At 39.5% G+C, this 17181-nt stretch carries 13 protein-coding genes; 5 read left to right on the plus strand and 8 right to left on the minus strand.

Annotated features, from left to right (window positions below; translation table 11 throughout):
- Window positions 1-175: 175 nt before the first annotated feature.
- The 6 genes from tnpC to ACUJFL_RS07055 all read right to left on the minus strand — a co-directional run bounded on the left by tnpC (window position 176) and on the right by ACUJFL_RS07055 (window position 8016).
- Window positions 176-1693, minus strand: a complete 1518-nt coding sequence (tnpC, locus tag ACUJFL_RS07030) for an IS66 family transposase (RefSeq protein ID WP_445428834.1) — start codon at window positions 1691-1693, stop codon at window positions 176-178.
- 92 nt (window positions 1694-1785) lie between these two features.
- Window positions 1786-2142 (minus strand): IS66 family insertion sequence element accessory protein TnpB, encoded by a 357-nt coding sequence (tnpB, locus tag ACUJFL_RS07035; protein WP_445428835.1) that lies wholly within the window; start codon window positions 2140-2142, stop codon window positions 1786-1788.
- Window positions 2143-2144: 2 nt separating this feature from the next.
- Window positions 2145-2435: an IS66 family insertion sequence element accessory protein TnpA gene (tnpA, locus tag ACUJFL_RS07040; RefSeq protein ID WP_226752463.1), complete on the minus strand. Its 291-nt coding sequence runs from the start codon at window positions 2433-2435 to the stop codon at window positions 2145-2147.
- A 208-nt stretch (window positions 2436-2643) separates the two neighbouring features.
- Entirely contained in the window at window positions 2644-5394 is a 2751-nt protein-coding gene (gene prsT, locus ACUJFL_RS07045) for an XrtA/PEP-CTERM system TPR-repeat protein PrsT (RefSeq protein ID WP_445428836.1), read from the minus strand.
- A gap of 158 nt (window positions 5395-5552) precedes the next feature.
- Window positions 5553-6968, minus strand: coding sequence for an exosortase (gene xrt / locus ACUJFL_RS07050; RefSeq protein ID WP_445428837.1), 1416 nt, complete (start codon window positions 6966-6968; stop codon window positions 5553-5555).
- A gap of 106 nt (window positions 6969-7074) precedes the next feature.
- A complete protein-coding gene (locus tag ACUJFL_RS07055) occupies window positions 7075-8016 on the minus strand; it encodes an endonuclease/exonuclease/phosphatase family protein (RefSeq protein WP_445428838.1) in 942 nt (313 codons plus the stop codon).
- A gap of 299 nt (window positions 8017-8315) precedes the next feature.
- Here ACUJFL_RS07055 and tviB point away from each other — a divergent pair, with 299 nt between their 5' ends.
- Both tviB and ACUJFL_RS07065 read left to right on the plus strand, forming a co-directional pair.
- On the plus strand, window positions 8316-9602 hold the full coding sequence (tviB, locus tag ACUJFL_RS07060) for a Vi polysaccharide biosynthesis UDP-N-acetylglucosamine C-6 dehydrogenase TviB (RefSeq protein WP_445428839.1): 1287 nt from the start codon (window positions 8316-8318) through the stop codon (window positions 9600-9602).
- Between the two features lie 15 nt (window positions 9603-9617).
- Window positions 9618-10634, plus strand: a complete 1017-nt coding sequence (locus tag ACUJFL_RS07065; protein WP_445428840.1) for an SDR family oxidoreductase — start codon at window positions 9618-9620, stop codon at window positions 10632-10634.
- A 61-nt stretch (window positions 10635-10695) separates the two neighbouring features.
- Here ACUJFL_RS07065 and ACUJFL_RS07070 read toward each other — a convergent pair whose 3' ends face one another.
- Complete coding sequence (locus ACUJFL_RS07070) at window positions 10696-11790, minus strand: GNAT family N-acetyltransferase (protein WP_226750812.1); 1095 nt, start codon at window positions 11788-11790, stop codon at window positions 10696-10698.
- A gap of 80 nt (window positions 11791-11870) precedes the next feature.
- Between ACUJFL_RS07070 and ACUJFL_RS07075 the strand changes: the two genes are divergently transcribed.
- The 3 genes from ACUJFL_RS07075 to ACUJFL_RS07085 are packed head-to-tail and all read left to right on the plus strand — an operon-like array spanning window position 11871 to window position 15388.
- Entirely contained in the window at window positions 11871-13361 is a 1491-nt protein-coding gene (locus ACUJFL_RS07075) for an oligosaccharide flippase family protein (protein WP_226750813.1), read from the plus strand.
- A gap of 35 nt (window positions 13362-13396) precedes the next feature.
- On the plus strand, window positions 13397-14740 hold the full coding sequence (locus ACUJFL_RS07080; RefSeq protein WP_226750814.1) for an O-antigen ligase family protein: 1344 nt from the start codon (window positions 13397-13399) through the stop codon (window positions 14738-14740).
- Window positions 14741-14764: 24 nt separating this feature from the next.
- Window positions 14765-15388, plus strand: a complete 624-nt coding sequence (locus ACUJFL_RS07085) for an acyltransferase (RefSeq protein ID WP_445428841.1) — start codon at window positions 14765-14767, stop codon at window positions 15386-15388.
- Between the two features lie 20 nt (window positions 15389-15408).
- On the opposite strand, the gene ACUJFL_RS07090 is transcribed toward ACUJFL_RS07085, so the two are convergent.
- Complete coding sequence (locus ACUJFL_RS07090) at window positions 15409-17121, minus strand: hypothetical protein (RefSeq protein WP_226750816.1); 1713 nt, start codon at window positions 17119-17121, stop codon at window positions 15409-15411.
- Window positions 17122-17181: the final 60 nt, after the last annotated feature.

Below are 17181 nucleotides of genomic sequence, written 5' to 3' on the forward strand. Positions count from 1 at the left end.
CTGCCTTACCATTCTTTGTTAAATCGCTAAACCAGCGTCTTGCTCTAGTTTAGAATACTGATAGCTCTAGCCATCGCACAATCTCTATTTAATGACATCGTTTATTTGCTTTCAATGTTCAGTTAACTGTAAGCGTTGCAGCAACCACACCGTCCCGGTGTGATTGCCTTGTATATCAGAATGGCAACAGCTTTGTCAGCTTGTCTGGGGTATCAGCGTTAGGTAGTGCTTTAAATAATGTAGTTAGATAATCATACGGCTCCAGACCGTTGATTTTGGCGGTTTCTACCAGACTATAGAGTACCGCACTGGCTTTAGCCCCTGATGTGGTGTTAGCAAACAGCCAGGCTTTTCGGCCGATGACGAACGGTTTAACCGCGCGCTCAGCGCGATTGTTGTCGATGTTCAGCCGGCCATCTTCCAGATAACCTATCAGCTTCGGCCATTGATTCAGGCTGTAAGTGATGGCTTTGCTAAGTAAGCTTTCTGTTGGAATGGTGTCTTTGGATTTCTCCAGCCAGTCCCACAGTTGTTGCAGCAATGGTTTGGCGACTTCTTGCCTGTGTTGGTATTTAACCTCTGCAGCCTTGGTTTTTAGTTTGCTCTCCAGCGCATACAGCTTCTGGATATGGTTGATGGCCCAGTCAGCTTTACCGGTTTTGCCTTTACCCTGGGCTTTTTGTGCCTCGACGAACTTGCGTCTGGCATGCGCCCAGCAACCGACTAAGGTCGCTTGTGTTTGCTCATAACCGGCATAGCCATCCACCTGCAGATAACCAGTGTAACCATCAAGATAGGCTTTGGGATGTTTACCGCCACGCCCATCCTGGTAATCAAACAGTACCAGCTTAGCCCCCGTTGATGACTCAATACCGCAGCCGTAAACCCACATGTAACAGGTACTTTTTTCTACATCCAGCACGTTGACGGTCGTTTCATCGGCCCACAGCACCGGCTGCTGCAGTAGCGCGTTTTTCATCAGGGCCAGCAGTGGTTCGAGTTTATCCGCACAGGTAATTAACCAGCGGCTCATGGTTTGGCGACTCAATTCAATACCGGCTTGGGCAAACAGCTTTTCCTGACGGTACAGCGGCATGCCGTAGTGCATTTTGCTGCTGATGATTTGAGCCAGCAGGCTGGGCGTCGCCATGCTTTTGGGAAGGATAGCCGGCGGTACATCGGCTATTTGTATAGCCAATTCCGTGCCCAGGTTTTCACATGCCCGGCAGCTGTATTTTGGCCGGATGTTTTTAATCACCCTAATTTGAGCCGGTACGAACTCAATCTGCTCACTGACTTCCTCGCCCATCCGATGCAGCGCATGGCCACAGCAGGCACAGGTTTTATCGGTAATGTCGTGGACAACGTCTACCCTTGGCAGCTCGGCCGCAATGCGCGGACGGCGCGGTTTAACCGTTTTTTCCGCTTCGGTCTGAGTGGCTTCAGACTCGGTGTGCTCTTCGTCAGCAAGCTGCTCTGCTTCGTTCAGCACCTCGCCATCGCCCTGATAGCTTTCGCTGCTGGGGCTGTATTTTTTGTACTGGGCAAGGTTGTACTGCTCCAGCAATTGCTGCAGCTTATCAGAGAGCTTTTGGTTTACCCGCTCTAATTTGGCGATGCGTTTGTCACGCTCAAGAAGCATTTTCTTGAGCGTTTCAATATCATCCGGCAGTGTTGAAGGTGTCTTTTTCATGGCCGTTATTGTAACGGTCAATTTGGCTAAGTGCTTGGTAAGATTTAGATTGTTTTGGTTGTGATCTAAAGGATTTATAGCCGATCGGCATATCAGCCCACACTTTGGTACTGCAACGGCTGATGCGGAGTCAGTTTTTGGATATCAATACCCTGCAACAACCAGTGCCACTGCTGTTCGCTGATAGAGAGCACCTTACCGGGCATAAGACGCGGCCAGCGGAATTTGTCTTTTTCCAGCCGTTTGTACCACAGGCAAAAACCTGTGCTGTCCCAGTACAGCACTTTTAAACGGGTACGCTGCCGGTTACAGAATACAAACAGTGCACCGCTAAACGGCGATTGCGGCATGTCCTGCTCAACTAACAGTGACAAGCCATTGATGGATTTTCTAAAATCCACCGGCTGTTTATGCAGGTAAATTTTTGGCGGGTCGATAAACATCTTCATGATTAAAGCGCCCGGAGCAGGGCCGCTAACCACAAGGCATCTGTGCCTGGTGGTAAGTGCAGCTCAACATCGCGCTTTTTCAACATGATGCTTTGATTGAGTATCATGCCTTGTGTGGTCAGCTCGACAAAGCCGGTATTGTCTTCCTGTTGCCAGGTGAGAAGTTGCCGCTTACGATAGCTGAAATAGGCTGGGTCAATGCCTTGCTGTTTTGCAAATTCGGTTTGAGTTAGCCCACTGGCTTTATGTTGGTCAAACAGCGCCAGCCACTGCTCGGTTGTTCTGCGGATCATGTTAAACCTCTGCCTGGTTTTAGATTCAGACAGGGTAAGAAGATTTAGCTAAGCTTGGAATGTGTGGTTGGCGTTACGCTTACCGCTTATGTGTAGTTTAGGTGCGATAGCCTTGAGCTTAAAAGTGACGAAGATAATAACAAAAAAGCACCGAAACAAACCTTTGATTAGGTGCGTGTTCCGGTGCCTCTTTGTTTAGTAAGTAGCGTTAATTGGTTATTTTACGTTGTAACGCAGCTTTTTTGTCTTGGTACTCCGGTGCATCACTCACAGTTCTAAGCACACTTGTAGCTTTAGTCATTTTATTATCTGCAATTAATGCTTCTACATAATGTAATTTTACATCATTAGCCTCTGGGCGAATGGCTAAAGACTTTTCAAATTGACCCACCGCCTCAGCGTATGCTTTTTGCCGAAGCAACAGCAAACCGTATGTGTCTAGGACATCAGGATGGTTTGGAGCCATTTGAATAGCTTGTTTTACAAAGGTTTCAGCTTTGTTTAATTCACCGCGCTCAATTAATAACCATGAATAATTATTAAGCGTAACTAAGTTTGGAACGTCTTTCACTAAATCGGCGAACATTAACATCGCTTGATCTTTATCGCTTTCAATCAAAAGGTTGGCTTTGTATGTCAGCAGCCCGATATCTTTTCCATGTTTTGCGATATGTTTATCAATAAACGCAACGGCGTCCGCCAGTGATGTTTTGGCAATTTCTTCGACTAAATACACCGCACTAATTGCTGTTGGATTGACTTCGTAGCTAGCTTTTAGTGCGCTGATTGCTTCTTTAGGTTGTGAGGACGACATATACAACCTAGCCAAAATGAATTGTACCTCACCGGTATTTTTTAATTCCTCTGGCATAGCATTAATTAAACTTATTGCTTGTGAATAGCGCTTTAATTCGCTGAGAAGTCTAACCTGGGCAAGTTGTAAGCGAGGATTGTCTTTATAATTAACTGACAGTGTATTAATGATATCAAGTGCTTTATTGAACTCTTTATTCGAGGTAAGTGCATTGGCATATGAAAACGCCGCTTGCGGATTTTTTTCGTTTTTACGATACCATTTCTCTGCCAATTGCAGCGCCAATGTTTGTTTACCGGTATTTTGATGTGCATCAATTAATAATAAGTAATGCAGTGGCGGTAAATTAGGTAGCTCTGCATCAATAGCACTCAGTAATTCTGCGGTTTTATCAAATTGTTGGTTGTCAGTATAGATCTGAGCCATTAACAAGCGAAGTGCAAAGTTTTGCGTATTCGCCGTATAAATCTGTTCGATTTTTTGTTTAATGTTGTTTTGGCCATCTTTGCCACGGTTGATACTGTAGTAAAATTCTAAAGCAGGCAGGTAGGTTGGTGTTGCCGCAATAACTTGCTCAATACGTTTTGTTGCAGCGCTAAGGTCTTGTTTTTGAGCTAATAATACGGCTTGAATATATCCTACAAAGGGGTTGTCTGGTGTTTCGGTTGCAGCCAATGCATTAAATTCATTCGCTTTTTCAAAATCACCTTGTAGCAAGGCTACATAAGATTTGATATTAAAAGCCGCGGTCCGCGTTTTAGGATCCGCTTGCCATTGCTCGGTTAAGCGATCAATTTCAGTAAAACGTTTTTCTTCTATATATGCGGTGATCAGCCGCATGCGAGCATCATCCATGGCTGGATCGAGCTGCAAGGCTTTTTCTAAGTCTTCAATAGCGCCAGGGCGTTGACCTTCGATATTTAACCGAATGCTGGCTAAGGTAGCTAAGCTAGTTGAGTCTTGACTGTGATTGTTTTGATAGTTTTGTAGCAGTAAATCAGCTGATTTATCATTGCCTTGCCGAAGAAGTTGAAATGCGGTTTGCGCTAATAATTCTATATTTTGCTCTTCAACCGGTAAACTGCTTAAGATTTCTGCGGCACGTTCACCTTGGCCAGCATTAAGTTGCAACACAGCATATAAACGCTGCGCTGCTGGGAAGCGTTGTAGCTCGCTAGCGATTGGCTCTAGCATATTTAATGCTTGTGCGTTTTGGTTCAATCTAGCGGCTGACATGGCAGCAATAATACGGCTTTCTGGAATAGTCATGCCAAAGCGAACGGCGTTTTCACTGAATTGCTTAGCAAGTTCTAATTCACCTTTTTCATACTTAATGATACTCAGTAAATGGTTAGCATAAGGTTGCTGCGGAAATAGTTTTAGCAAAGCATCTAGCTGTGGCTCTGCTTTGGTAAAATCTTGCATCCGCACATAGGTTTGTGCTAGCAGCAATTTGGCCAAAGTAGCGGTGGGCACTTTTTTCACGTAATGCTCAAATGCCGCCACTGCCTCAGCATCTTGCTGCTGCGAGGCATGCAGTTTTGCTTTAAAGTACATGCTTTCATCAAATAATGGGCTGTCTGCCGTAATAGTTTCTATTGCAGCAAACGCTTCATTATATTGACGTTTTGATGCTGTAATATGTGCTTTAGCAAAAGCCGCGGCGTCAGCTTGTGATGATGTACTTAGTGCCTCGAACAAACTGAAGGCTGCGGGCGCATCGCTGATACTTATCAAAGACAACGCGCGGTAAGTATCCAACAGTGCACTGTCGGCGACACTGAGTGCTGTACCCGCTAAATCAAAATTTGCGGCTTGTTCAAAGTTATTATTCAGGTAATAGCTTTTTACTAAGAGTGGCGCAATATTTGCTATCGGTGTGCCATATTGCAAAGCACGTTCAAACTCGCGTTCTGCGGTTACACTATCACCACTATTTAGCATTGTTTCCGCTAATGCCGCGCGTAAGCGGGCATCTTCAGGAGCTTGTTGAATCGCCGAGCGCAGTTCAATGGCTGCCGCGGCATACTGCGCTTGGTTAATAAAATCTTGGGCTGCATTGTAGTGTTCATCAGGTGTCTTCTTACTACAGGCGGCTAATACGGCTAAAAACACTAAGCTGGTGACAAGTTTTGGGGTTTTCATGTAACACTCCTTCGAGAAAACGAAATCGTAAGCTTTGTCAGTGGTAACGACATAACGCACTGAAAAACACTTTTGCTGTTTGAGGATATTGCTCATCCAGCGCTTATTTAATTTGAAACAACTGGCGCTTAAATAACCAAGCTGATGTAAATTGGTTTTTAAAGTATGGCTTTGATGCGTTCTTTGTCTAACGTGCAGTTTGAGCTAGAGCATGGTGTAAAGTACCAATGTAAGTCTGATGCACGTTTTAATGCTAAAGCTTGTTTCAATCGTGCCACGCGATATTGCCCTTCTGAGGTGATTCGATTATCACCAAGTTGATACCAATATAACACCAATGCTTCTCTGCCAAATGGATCTTGTAGGCGGCGCCATTGACCTAAATTGCTGTACTCTGTGGCAACCTGTTTCCAGCCTGCAGGAATAACATCGTTTAAATAATAATTAGGGTTACGGCTGGCCTCGGTGCCACTAAACATAAAGTGTCGATAAACAATCTGCTCAGCGTTTTCAGAGTAGGTGCGACTAGTTTGTTGTTCAATAGTGACGATTACAGGACTTGGGTTAGAGAGGGTTAGCGGTTGCTCAGGTATTTCAGTGGGTTGTGCTGCAATGGTGTAAAGCAGTTGTCCCGAACTGGTTAAGTTTAACGTTGTCGTTGAAAACACCAATAATACCGCTAATACCGTAACGCTAGTTGGTAACTTAATAGATGATGTTTCAAGCTTAGCGTTGATTGTTTCTGGTTGGGTTTTATCGAGAAAACCGCCAACGTAAAACAGCAGCATTATAAAGGGGATGTATAGAAACCAGCCGAACATATTATGGTCAGCGATGATTTCGCTTTGCATATCCGTAAAGTGACCAATTAAGATCAACCCGACAATTCGCAGCCAATTGGTGATCAGGGAACCTAAGATGGCAATAGTAAAAAACACTAAAACACTGCGAGTGCGTTTCAAGTGCAAATACGAAAATATCATGCTTAGCGCTAACGACACCACAAAATAGCGTAAGCCACTGCAACCATCAGCAATTTCAAAAATACCGGCAGGGATATGCACCATATTGCCTTCTACAAAAGTAGGGATGGTGGTAAAACGCATTATAAAACTTACGGCAGCAACTGATATATCCTGCAATATACTGTTTATACTGCCCCAAATGGGGGTAATAAACCAAAGCAATGCTGTAGGCACAATAATCGCCAAAGTAAACCTAAAGTAGCTAAGCAGTGCCAGCATAATAACCATTGGCCACACTGCTCGGCTAAGTACGGTTTGTTGTGCAAATTGTAGCCAAACATAAACTAGCAAAGCCAAAATAAATAAAGCAAAGAAAAATAGGTTGGTTTTAGGGGATAACTGCTGGTTTTGCCAAGCTTGCCAATAAAAAAAAGCAATTACAAACGGCAGTAAATAGGCGTGAGAATAAGTACCGTCATCAAAACTAAAAGATCGCAGATCAACAATAACCGCGGGGTTAGCAGCCAAAAACACCAGATAAACAGCAGCAATAAACAACAAAGGCCAGTAGCGGGCTGCGCCTTTTTCAGAGGTATCCACGTTTGTCACAATATTAGTCCTTTAAAACATGCACTGTTAAGGCTTAAAAAATAAATTAAATTTAACCGTTTGTCTTGCAAGTGTGAATAAAATTAATAGCAGCATTAAACTAACGTTATTGGAAGGCAAACTCCAGTACTAGTGGTTTATGATCACTGCCCATAGCTGAATAAACTTCAGCATGTAATGGCTGAATTTTAGAACCTGTTAAAATATGGTCAATTCGGCTACCCATTAAGCGGCTATTTTTAGTGTACCCTATACCAAATCCTACCGTATTAAAAGCGTTCGACCATTCTGACCAATACTGTTGATAAAGCCGACTTGGTTGCGTCAAATTAAAGTCTCCGCCAATTAACGTTAACCCTTCATCAGCAGCGACCAATTCTGAGGCTATCATACTTTCAAATGCTTGGTTTTTATAAGCACGAGTAATGGCGTTAAAATTGCTGATGGGAGCATGTAGTAATTCAAAACCGTGCCTCGGTGTATTTAAATGCAGGTTAACCAGGTTCACTTCCACTTCATTCAATGAAATTAAATAGTGTGCAGCATAATGTCCCCAACCTTGTAAAGCCCGTCTGTCTAGCTGTCTAACCACTTTGAAGCTGTGTTGAGTGAGCAAACAAAGGTTACCGTGACAATCTAAGGTTAAGTTTGCCGGTAATTGTTGTTTTAATGCCGCCGGGGGGCTTTCTTGCAATAACAGCGCGTCGAGGTGTTCGCTGTTATACCAGTCAAAAATAGCAGCAGCATCTACTCGACCGCTCGCCACATTAAAAGTTGCTATTTTATAGGTGCGGGTATCTGAAGTTGCTGGGGCTTTTGAAGCAAATGCCAGGGAAATATCGAATAAAAGCCAAAAATTAACTAACGTAGTTAACACAATAAATAATACAAACGATTTACTCGGTTTTGATCCTAGCAAGCAAAGCGGCAACAGCAGCAAAACTAACCAGCGCGGAGCGTAGTCTAGTAGGGCTAATAGCGGCTGCCATGTTAGCGGCATAGGTGCATAAAGCGCTAACCATAGACAAAAACTCGTAAAAATATACAACACAGGCTCGTTGCCAACCTTGAAAAGCGAATTTAACTCTTACAAGTTAAGGTAAAAAACAAAGCATAGCAACCGTTATGCAAATCCTATATTTGTGTTTTCAATCGTCGCGACTTGTAAGAGCGGATTAACGGCAAACCAGGGCAGGATTTTCATGTTTAAGCTTGCTTTTTAACGGCTTAATGTGTCAACCTAAACGACTTAAACGTCACTATTAATGCGGGTTTCATATGCTTTTTAAGTATAATAAACCTGATAATTTTTGCGGCAAAGCGTATCTGGCAAATTCAGGATGATATATGGACAGCAATTTTTCGTTAGCAGGGCTTAAGATCGCGATTATTGGTCTAGGTTATGTGGGTTTGCCGCTCGCGGTTGAGTTCGCTAAAAAATACCCTACCTTGGGTTTTGATATCCATCAAAAGCGCATTGACGAGTTAGCCGCTGGGCAAGATCGTACTTTAGAAGTATCCACCGATGAGTTAGCTGCAGCCACTTATCTTGAGTTTTCCTCAAATATCGACGCGTTAAAAACCGCTAACTTCTTTATTGTCACGGTGCCGACTCCGATAGATCGGCATCGACAGCCCGATCTCACGCCGTTAATTCGTGCTTCCGAAACACTGGGTAAAGTGATTAAAGCTGGCGATATTGTGGTGTTTGAATCCACAGTATATCCCGGCGCGACTGAAGAAGATTGTGTACCTATTATTGAGCAAGTTTCCGGGTTAACCTTTAACAAGGACTTTTTTGCTGGGTATAGCCCAGAGCGTATTAATCCGGGTGATAAAGAACACCGGGTAACAACCATTAAAAAAGTCACTTCGGGTTCAACACCTGAGGTAGCAGAATTTGTTGATAATGTTTATGCCAGCATTATTACCGCCGGTACTTATAAAGCCAGCAGCATTAAAGTGGCTGAAGCGGCGAAAGTTATTGAAAATACCCAACGTGATTTAAATATTGCACTGGTGAATGAATTAGCGGTGATTTTTAGTAAGCTAAATATCGATACCGAAGAAGTGTTATTGGCTGCCGGCACAAAGTGGAACTTTTTACCGTTTCGCCCCGGTTTAGTTGGCGGGCATTGTATTGGTGTCGACCCCTATTATTTAACACATAAAGCGCAGTCTATTGGTTATCATCCTGAGGTGATTTTAGCCGGGCGGCGCATTAACGATGGTATGCCGAAGTTTGTGGTGTCTTCGCTTGTTAAAACTATGCTAAAAAAGCGCATCCAGGTGCAGGGTGCTCGTGTACTAGTAATGGGCTTAACCTTTAAAGAGAATTGCCCTGACATACGTAACACCAAGGTTATCGATGTGGTTCAGGAGTTGGCTGATTACGGTATGCTGCCAGATGTGTTTGATCCATGGGTAGCTGCAGCGGAAGCCAAGCATGAGTATGATATTGAACTCATTACCGAGCCCGAGACCGGTAGTTATGATGCGGTAATACTGGCCGTTGCACATCAAACTTTTAAAGATTACGGTACCGATCATATCCTTGGTTATACCAAAGAAAACCATGTGTTATACGATCTAAAATATATGCTCGACCCCGCTAAAGTTGAACTTCGCTTTTAATATCAAGGAAAAATAATGACGGTTTATCAACAGGCACTCACAACCTTATTAGCCGAGCCGAAACGTTGGTTAATTACCGGGTGTGCCGGTTTTATCGGTTCTAATCTGCTTGAAGTGTTGCTTAAGCACAATCAGCACGTTGTAGGCTTAGATAATTTCGCTACGGGTTTTCAGCGTAATCTTGATCAAGTGCAGGCATTATGCACGGCTGAGCAATGGCAACGTTTTCACTTTATTCAGGGTGATATTTGTAATAGTGATGATTGTGCTAAAACCTGCGCGGGCGTTGACTATGTATTGCATCAAGCGGCACTGGGCTCAGTTCCACGTTCAATAAGCGATCCTGCGCGCACTAACGCCAATAATATCAGTGGTTTTCTAAATGTGTTGATTGCCGCCCGTGATGCCAAGGTAAAATCTTTTGTTTACGCGGCATCCAGTTCTACTTATGGTGATCATCCGGCACTGCCGAAAGTAGAAGAAAACATTGGCAAGCCGTTATCGCCATACGCGGTAACCAAATATGTGAATGAGCTGTATGCGGATGTGTTTTCTCGTACTTACCAGTTTCATTGCACTGGCTTGCGCTATTTTAATGTGTTTGGTCCAAGACAAGATCCCAATGGCGCCTATGCTGCCGTTATCCCCAAATGGACAGCTGCGATGATTGCCAACGAAGATGTGGCCATTAATGGCGATGGCGAAACCAGCCGCGATTTTTGTTTTGTTGCTAATGCAGTGCAAGCCAATATTATTGCAGCAATAACCCCTTTGGGCCGCAGCGAAGTTTTTAATGTTGCTGTTGGTGATAGAACGACGTTAAATCAGTTGTTTGATGCAATTAAACAAAGCTTAAAACCGCATAATGTACATTACGATAAGTCACCGGTTTATCGTGACTTCCGTGCGGGTGATGTAAGACATTCTCAAGCAGAAATTAGTAAAGCCAAAGCGTTGTTGGGCTATCAACCAGAATACAGTATAAATCGAGGATTAGAAGTTGCGATACCATGGTATCTAACAATTATTTAAAATAATAATGCCATATTCCGAAGTGAAAATTGCTTATTCTGATACAAGTTATGAGCTGTCATTAATCTTTTATAATACTATTCAATGTTTTTGCAACTAAATTAGTTGCTTTTTTGATAGACTGAATGAAAAACAGTTTGTAACTTGTATAGCTTACAGATAACACTTCTGTGCACGGCTTAGTGTAATGTGATTTATAACTCTGTAACTTCCCTGCCATAAGGTCGTAAAATTTAACGTTATGGTTTCTAGCGTGATCCATCGCAATGATATGCATTGCTACACCTGTATTTAATAGTGGGCTTTTTTCACTAATTCCGCTCTGATAATAATAGAGAGTTTCCTGATAGTAAAAACCGTAAAATACAGCAACACAAAAATCTTGACAGACTATTTTGAAGAGTAAAAGTCGTTTTTCTTTTAAAAGTATCTGCGCAAGCTCATTGTGGAAATCGTTAAATTGACTTGTAATAAAAGCCCCTAGTTTCCCACGAGATTTCCATTGAGAGGTATGAATATCTGCTAGTAAAGACATAAAGTGTTGAATTTCTTTAGTATTTTGACAATATGAAATTCTAACATCATTTCTTTCGACAAAGCGACGCGCCTGTCTTCTAAGTGTGGTTTGAACCAAAGCATTAATTTGTTCATGTGTATTGTTTTGTATTTTTACAGTAAATCTGTATGAATGTGAATTATACTGCAAAAACCAAAAAGTTTTTTTGACGCTCTTCAGCCAATGAAGACAATTTGAATCAGGTAGAACGTGTTCAAAAGAAACCTTACAGCAATTTTTTAGTTTTTTTACTTGATTTGTAAATATTCTAAGTGATTCATCAAGATATTGACTATTAATTATGAAATCTTGAAATTCACTGGATACTTCCGATATCTCAGATTCACCAGATCCAATAAACCTCAACTCAAATCCTAGGGCAATTTTTTTCAGGTAAAGGGGATATACAGCGATAATGTTATTTCCATAACGATGGATACAAAAAAAGAGTAAGTCATGTACGCCTAAAAAATACTTACACCAACAAGACAACCAAGATTTGCTAACATGAATAGAGTGATTAGCAATTAATGACAAGTCTGAGTCTGTTAGAAAGGAATCAAGCTCTATTTTTGTCTTAAAAACAGTTATATTTATCATGATTTATATTTTTTTGTTATGAAATTTTATATGATCATTTCATTCTAATAAGAATGCTTAGATGCATTGATGGAATTTTTATGCTTCGTTCACTATTTAAAAATGCAGTAAGTATGTTAGCAGAAAAGGGTGCTGTGATAATACTTACTTTTATCACGACACCTATTTTACTAAGAGAACTTGGAGCCGTTGATTATGGTATCTGGATTTTACTTATAAACATGGTTGCCTGGGCCAGAATGAGTAACTTAGGATTTAACTCAGCTGTAACACGGGAAACAGCAATTCTAATTGAAAAAGATAAATTTTATGAAATAAATACTTTGTTTAATACAAGCCTGTTCTTACACAGTATATTGGGTTTGTTAGGATTAACAATTGTTCTATTACCAGTTTTCTTTCCAACTATTTTGAATCTCCCTGCAGAATCATTAAGTGAAGCAAGTGTAATTTTATATTTTTTAGGCTTCAAGGTATTCACAGATTTTTTACTAATGTCGTCGAGTAGTTTTTTTGCAGCGAATTTAAAAGATAACATTCAGTCTAACATCAGTACAATTACTGAGATAGTAAGAGGGATATTATCCATATTTCTAGTATTGCACGGATATGGCATGTTCGGTCTGTTGTTTGCGCTTCTCATCACAGATTTAGTTTCATTTATTGTTAAGTTTGTATACTTAAAGAAAACATTGCCAGTAATCTCACTTAATGTGAAATTAATTTCTTTAGGTTGTGCAAGAGGGATAATATCATTTTCAAAGTACATTATTCTCAGTAATGTAGCTTTGATTATTCGTCAGCGAATTGGTGTCAATATAGTCTCAAAGTATGTTGGCGTTGGTTCAGTCGCTTTTTTTAACATTGCACAACAACTTGTAACCCATTGCGAAAATATTATTTCAATAATTAGCCAAGTAACAAGTCCTGCTGTAAATCGTATCCTTAACAGCGATAAAAATGTTGATGAGAGTATTTACATAAGTTTGATTACTAGACTAAATCTGTTTAGTACGCTCGTTGTTTTTATTCCGCTCTTCATTTTTTCAGAAGCGTTTATCGTTTTGTGGCTTGGCCAAGAGTTTATAGATATTGCTATTATTATTAAAATTCTTAGTTTTTCACTACTAGGCAAATTTATTTATCTTTCAGCTCAAACGTTCATGATTGCTAAGGCCAGACATAGAATATTACCTGTAATCCATATTTTTGGCGCTGCTATCACTCTGTTTCTTTCAATATTGTTCGCTATAAAGTATGGTCTATTGGGTATTGCGTTCTCTTTAGCTGTATCAGCTATTATTACAGAGTTGATTTTTTTCACGCCTATTATAAAAAATGCACTCGGACACCAATTTAAATTACTTCTAAAAATCATCGGTAAAATTATATTTGTTACTCTTATGGCATTTGTGCTGTTTTATAATTTTAGCAACATTATTAATATTGAAAGTTGGAGTTACTTCATTTTATATTTCATTATCTTCAATATATTTAGTATTACTTTTTTTTGGCTGATCATATTTAGCAAGCTTGAGCGAAATTTGCAGGTGAAATCTATTTTTAAATGAATTTTAAATTTTAACTTGATATAGTTTGGAAATTAATGAAAGAATATAATAGAAAAAGTAGATATTCATATGAATCAAAAAGCGTTGGGTTACCCTTTTTCTTCCTTGTTTTTTATCTATTAGCTGTTTTAATTAGGCCACAAGATTTTGTTACCTCAATGTTTGGTATGCCGCTGGTAATGATGATAACAGTAACTTGCCTGCTTTTTACTGTCGCTTTGCATAGACCATTAGTGTGGTTGCCACCGCAGACATTTTTACTGATGATGCTGCCTGTAATCGCTATATCAGCATTTCTGAATGGTTGGGGTATGAATGGACTTGTTGAGTCACAAAATATATTAATATCATCCATCGTCCCGCTTTTCTTGTTTGTAACACTTGTCAACTCTACTTATCGACAAAAAATCATTATGATTATCACTATATGTTCCTCTCTAGTAATGGTTCATAACGGGTGGACTCAATTTACTAGCCCTGATGCTTTTGGTTGGGCGGGCAACCAAGCTGTAGGAGGGGAGCTTAGAAGAATTATCTATGTTGGTATTTTTAGTGACCCAAACGACTTGGGTATGCTATTAGTGATGAATATTCCCTTTCTTATGTACTTTTTTTACAGGGGCGGCGGCTTAACAAAATTATTATGTTTATGTTTGTTTTTAATATTTAGCTATGGTGTTTATATGACAGGTTCAAGAGGGACCTTATTAGGCTGCACTTCGTTAATTGGTCTTTATCTTCTTTTAAAATATGGCGGTGGGCGGTTAATTATATTCTCGATCATCGTTGGACCTGTTGTTGCTACACTTTTATCTCAATTTGGTGGTTTAAATTCTGGAGAGGCCTCAGCAAGAGGGCGATTATACGCCTGGTACGATGGTATTCAGTATTTAATTGGAAATCCTTTGTTTGGTGTAGGCAAGGGGAATTTTTTTGATATGCACGGGCTTACAGCGCATAACTCTTATATACTTGTTGCCTCTGAACTCGGCACATTAGGCTATACTCTTTGGGGCGGCGCATTAACTTTTACTGTATATATTGGCTATAGAATTTTCAAAGTCTCAAAATCTGACGCTGTTAATCGTTTTGATAAGAGTGATGTTGAAAATCGTGAGAAATTAAAAGATGAATTATTATTAAATAACGCATTATTTTTCTCGATGATTGGTTTTTTAGTGACAGCTTTTTTCTTAAGTCGTTCTTATGTTCTTTTGCTTTTTATATTTATCGGTCTAAGTTTAGCTTCTCATTTAAGAGTAATTAAAATGATCCCGGAGTTAAAGCATCTATTATCATATAGTGTCCTAATCAAATGTGGCTTTGCCTCATGGGTTATGATATTTATGGTTTATTTTACTTTGAAATTTACTCTATGATATATCTACTTTTCTGGAGTTTGTATGTGGATTTTTTTTGATATATTTAAATGTTTTTTTAAAATTATAAATTACATAAAAATCAAAAAATTTTTTCATGAAATAAAGAATCATAAAAATATTTTTATAAGCGGGAACTTAAATATTAATCGTATCCCCATAATTGATATTAGGGAAAACTGTCAGTTGCATATTGGTTATAATGTCACTTTAAACTCAAATAATGATGGTTATCATGTTAATATGCACTCATCAGTAAAGTTATTAGCTGATAGACCTGGTGCGGTTATTAAAATTGGTAATAATACCAGAATAAATGGTAGCTGCATACACGCTTATCAGCTAGTTAAAGTTGGTGATAACTGTTTAATAGCAGCAAACTGCCAGATATTTGATGGTAATGGCCATGATATTTCCTTTCCTGATGTCGCGAATAGAATTAATACTTTTGGTAGTTATAAACCTGTTGTAATCGAAGATAATGTTTGGATTGGAATCAACACAGTTATTTGTCCAGGTGTAACTATAGGCAAAGGCTCTATCGTCTCAGCAAACAGTGTAGTATCCAGAGATGTACCACCGATGACCATTGTAGCCGGTAATCCAGCAATTGTGGTAAAAGACTATAATAACTATGAAATTGAATAATGATTTTGTCTCTTATTGTCTTAGAACTGTGGTTTTATCCAGAACCAAGTTGATATTGAGTTTGAGCGATATTGCCAATTAAATGCTCGGTAGTTTCTGCCGATAGACAATGAGCAGTCCTTGATATCATCATTTAACCAATGGTTCAATATTTTCTCAATTCGTGCTTCTAATCTATTCTTTTCATCTCTATTTTCAGAAAAATAGTAGGCAAGAGCAAGAGGAAGAACAATTTCAATATTGTGCTGATCGGTATAAGAATTTTTGTTATGTTCTATGGCGAGCTTTTGGTCATTTGCAACACTAGATGCAGAGTATAGTAGTTCTACTGCGTCATTATCATGACCATGGCATGAAATTAAGGATTGATAATGATTCTTTCTTACATAGATAGCATTATTGCCAGTTCCACTTAGATAGGTTGAAGCAAAACCATGATTATCAATTGCATTACCGAGTTTTAATAACATACTTGATATTTTAGATTGGTCGCTAATTTGATAAGCATGCCAAAGAAAATCTGCAATGTTTTCACTCATCCAAGGACTAAATCTGTAATTGTCAGTATCGTTTTTTGCGGTATTCCAAGGTTTTGATTTGTTCTCATGCACTAACCAGTTGTGTTGAAATGCACCACTTTTAGGTACCCAGTTATTTTTTTTCTCCCAATAAGTAATGCTGTTCTGCATATCATTCAGACTGTTAATTCTTTGCTGATAATGGTTAAACACTTCTTTATCCGCTGTAATTTCAAATGCGACAACCTCTGTTAATCCAGTAATACCCGCGGCTCTTTCCGTAAACCCTTGATTTTCCTTATTAGTAATTTTTCTTGTGTTGTATTGATAATTACCCAAATCAGCTTGTAGAGACATATTTTTGATTAGATTATTATCCCATTGTGAATTATCGCCAAGTAATGCTAATGCAAGTTTAGCTGGCTGGGTGTAGATATACTTTCCATCTTGACACGCTACCCCTCTAAATTGCCAACAACCTGTACCACCATTTTCAGATGGATTAGAACCATCATTTCTAATATGGCTAAAATAGAATTGTTTTGATAAAAAAGCTTCCTTCAAATAACGAACGTCTCCGCTATTTAAGTATGCTTTGAATAGCGCACTTGAACGATCATACAACCAATCTCCATGTGTGCTTGTACCATAATCTAGATCTTCGATTAACCTTGTAAATTTTTTGCCCATAAGAGACGTCAGTTGGTTTTGCCTTAATGTTGTAATATTGTATGGTGGTATAATATCCGTATTTGCAAGATAGTTTAAATCATGTATTGCAAAGACTCTTGGATATTTGATGTAAGCTTTCTTCGCGCTTGCGGCGGTCCAACCCCTTTCTGGAGAGATTTTTAGTTTATTTCTTGGTTTTGTTGCTTTCTGTTTTTTTATGACTATTTCCTTATCAACGTTGTTGGTACGCATATCGAAATTAGTTAATTGAATTGTTACCGAACGTAAAGAGTTATCTAGCCAATGCCAGCGTAAGCCATCTTCAATATAAATAGATTGCTCTATGCCTTTATAAAAAACACTGATATCTTGTTTATCAAAGATCATAGACTTTGCTATGGGTAAGCCAAAAGTGATTACTTCATTTTCCGTACCAGATAAATCTGGATCGAGCTTTAGTTTTACTGTAGTTTCAAATGCCACTGATTCATTACTGTAAAAAATTAACATCGCTGTTATGATGTAGATGAAAAGTTTGTTCATTTTTTTACACTCGAGATTTTTATTCTTAAAATTAAAGATGCTAACGCATAGTTAAATCAA

It is taken from the genome of Alishewanella sp. HL-SH05 (assembly GCF_052655985.1).

What these genes read in the sequence shown, in the direction of transcription:
- tnpC (WP_445428834.1), bottom strand. Translation starts at nt 1,693, where the DNA reads ATGAAAAAGACACCTTCAACACTGCCGGATGATATTGAAACGCTCAAG.
- tnpB (WP_445428835.1), bottom strand. Translation starts at nt 2,142, where the DNA reads ATGAAGATGTTTATCGACCCGCCAAAAATTTACCTGCATAAACAGCCG.
- tnpA (WP_226752463.1), bottom strand. Translation starts at nt 2,435, where the DNA reads ATGATCCGCAGAACAACCGAGCAGTGGCTGGCGCTGTTTGACCAACAT.
- prsT (WP_445428836.1), bottom strand. Translation starts at nt 5,394, where the DNA reads ATGAAAACCCCAAAACTTGTCACCAGCTTAGTGTTTTTAGCCGTATTA.
- tviB (WP_445428839.1), top strand. Translation starts at nt 8,316, where the DNA reads ATGGACAGCAATTTTTCGTTAGCAGGGCTTAAGATCGCGATTATTGGT.
- ACUJFL_RS07065 (WP_445428840.1), top strand. Translation starts at nt 9,618, where the DNA reads ATGACGGTTTATCAACAGGCACTCACAACCTTATTAGCCGAGCCGAAA.
- ACUJFL_RS07070 (WP_226750812.1), bottom strand. Translation starts at nt 11,790, where the DNA reads ATGATAAATATAACTGTTTTTAAGACAAAAATAGAGCTTGATTCCTTT.
- ACUJFL_RS07075 (WP_226750813.1), top strand. Translation starts at nt 11,871, where the DNA reads ATGCTTCGTTCACTATTTAAAAATGCAGTAAGTATGTTAGCAGAAAAG.
- ACUJFL_RS07080 (WP_226750814.1), top strand. Translation starts at nt 13,397, where the DNA reads ATGAAAGAATATAATAGAAAAAGTAGATATTCATATGAATCAAAAAGC.
- ACUJFL_RS07085 (WP_445428841.1), top strand. Translation starts at nt 14,765, where the DNA reads ATGTGGATTTTTTTTGATATATTTAAATGTTTTTTTAAAATTATAAAT.
- ACUJFL_RS07090 (WP_226750816.1), bottom strand. Translation starts at nt 17,121, where the DNA reads ATGAACAAACTTTTCATCTACATCATAACAGCGATGTTAATTTTTTAC.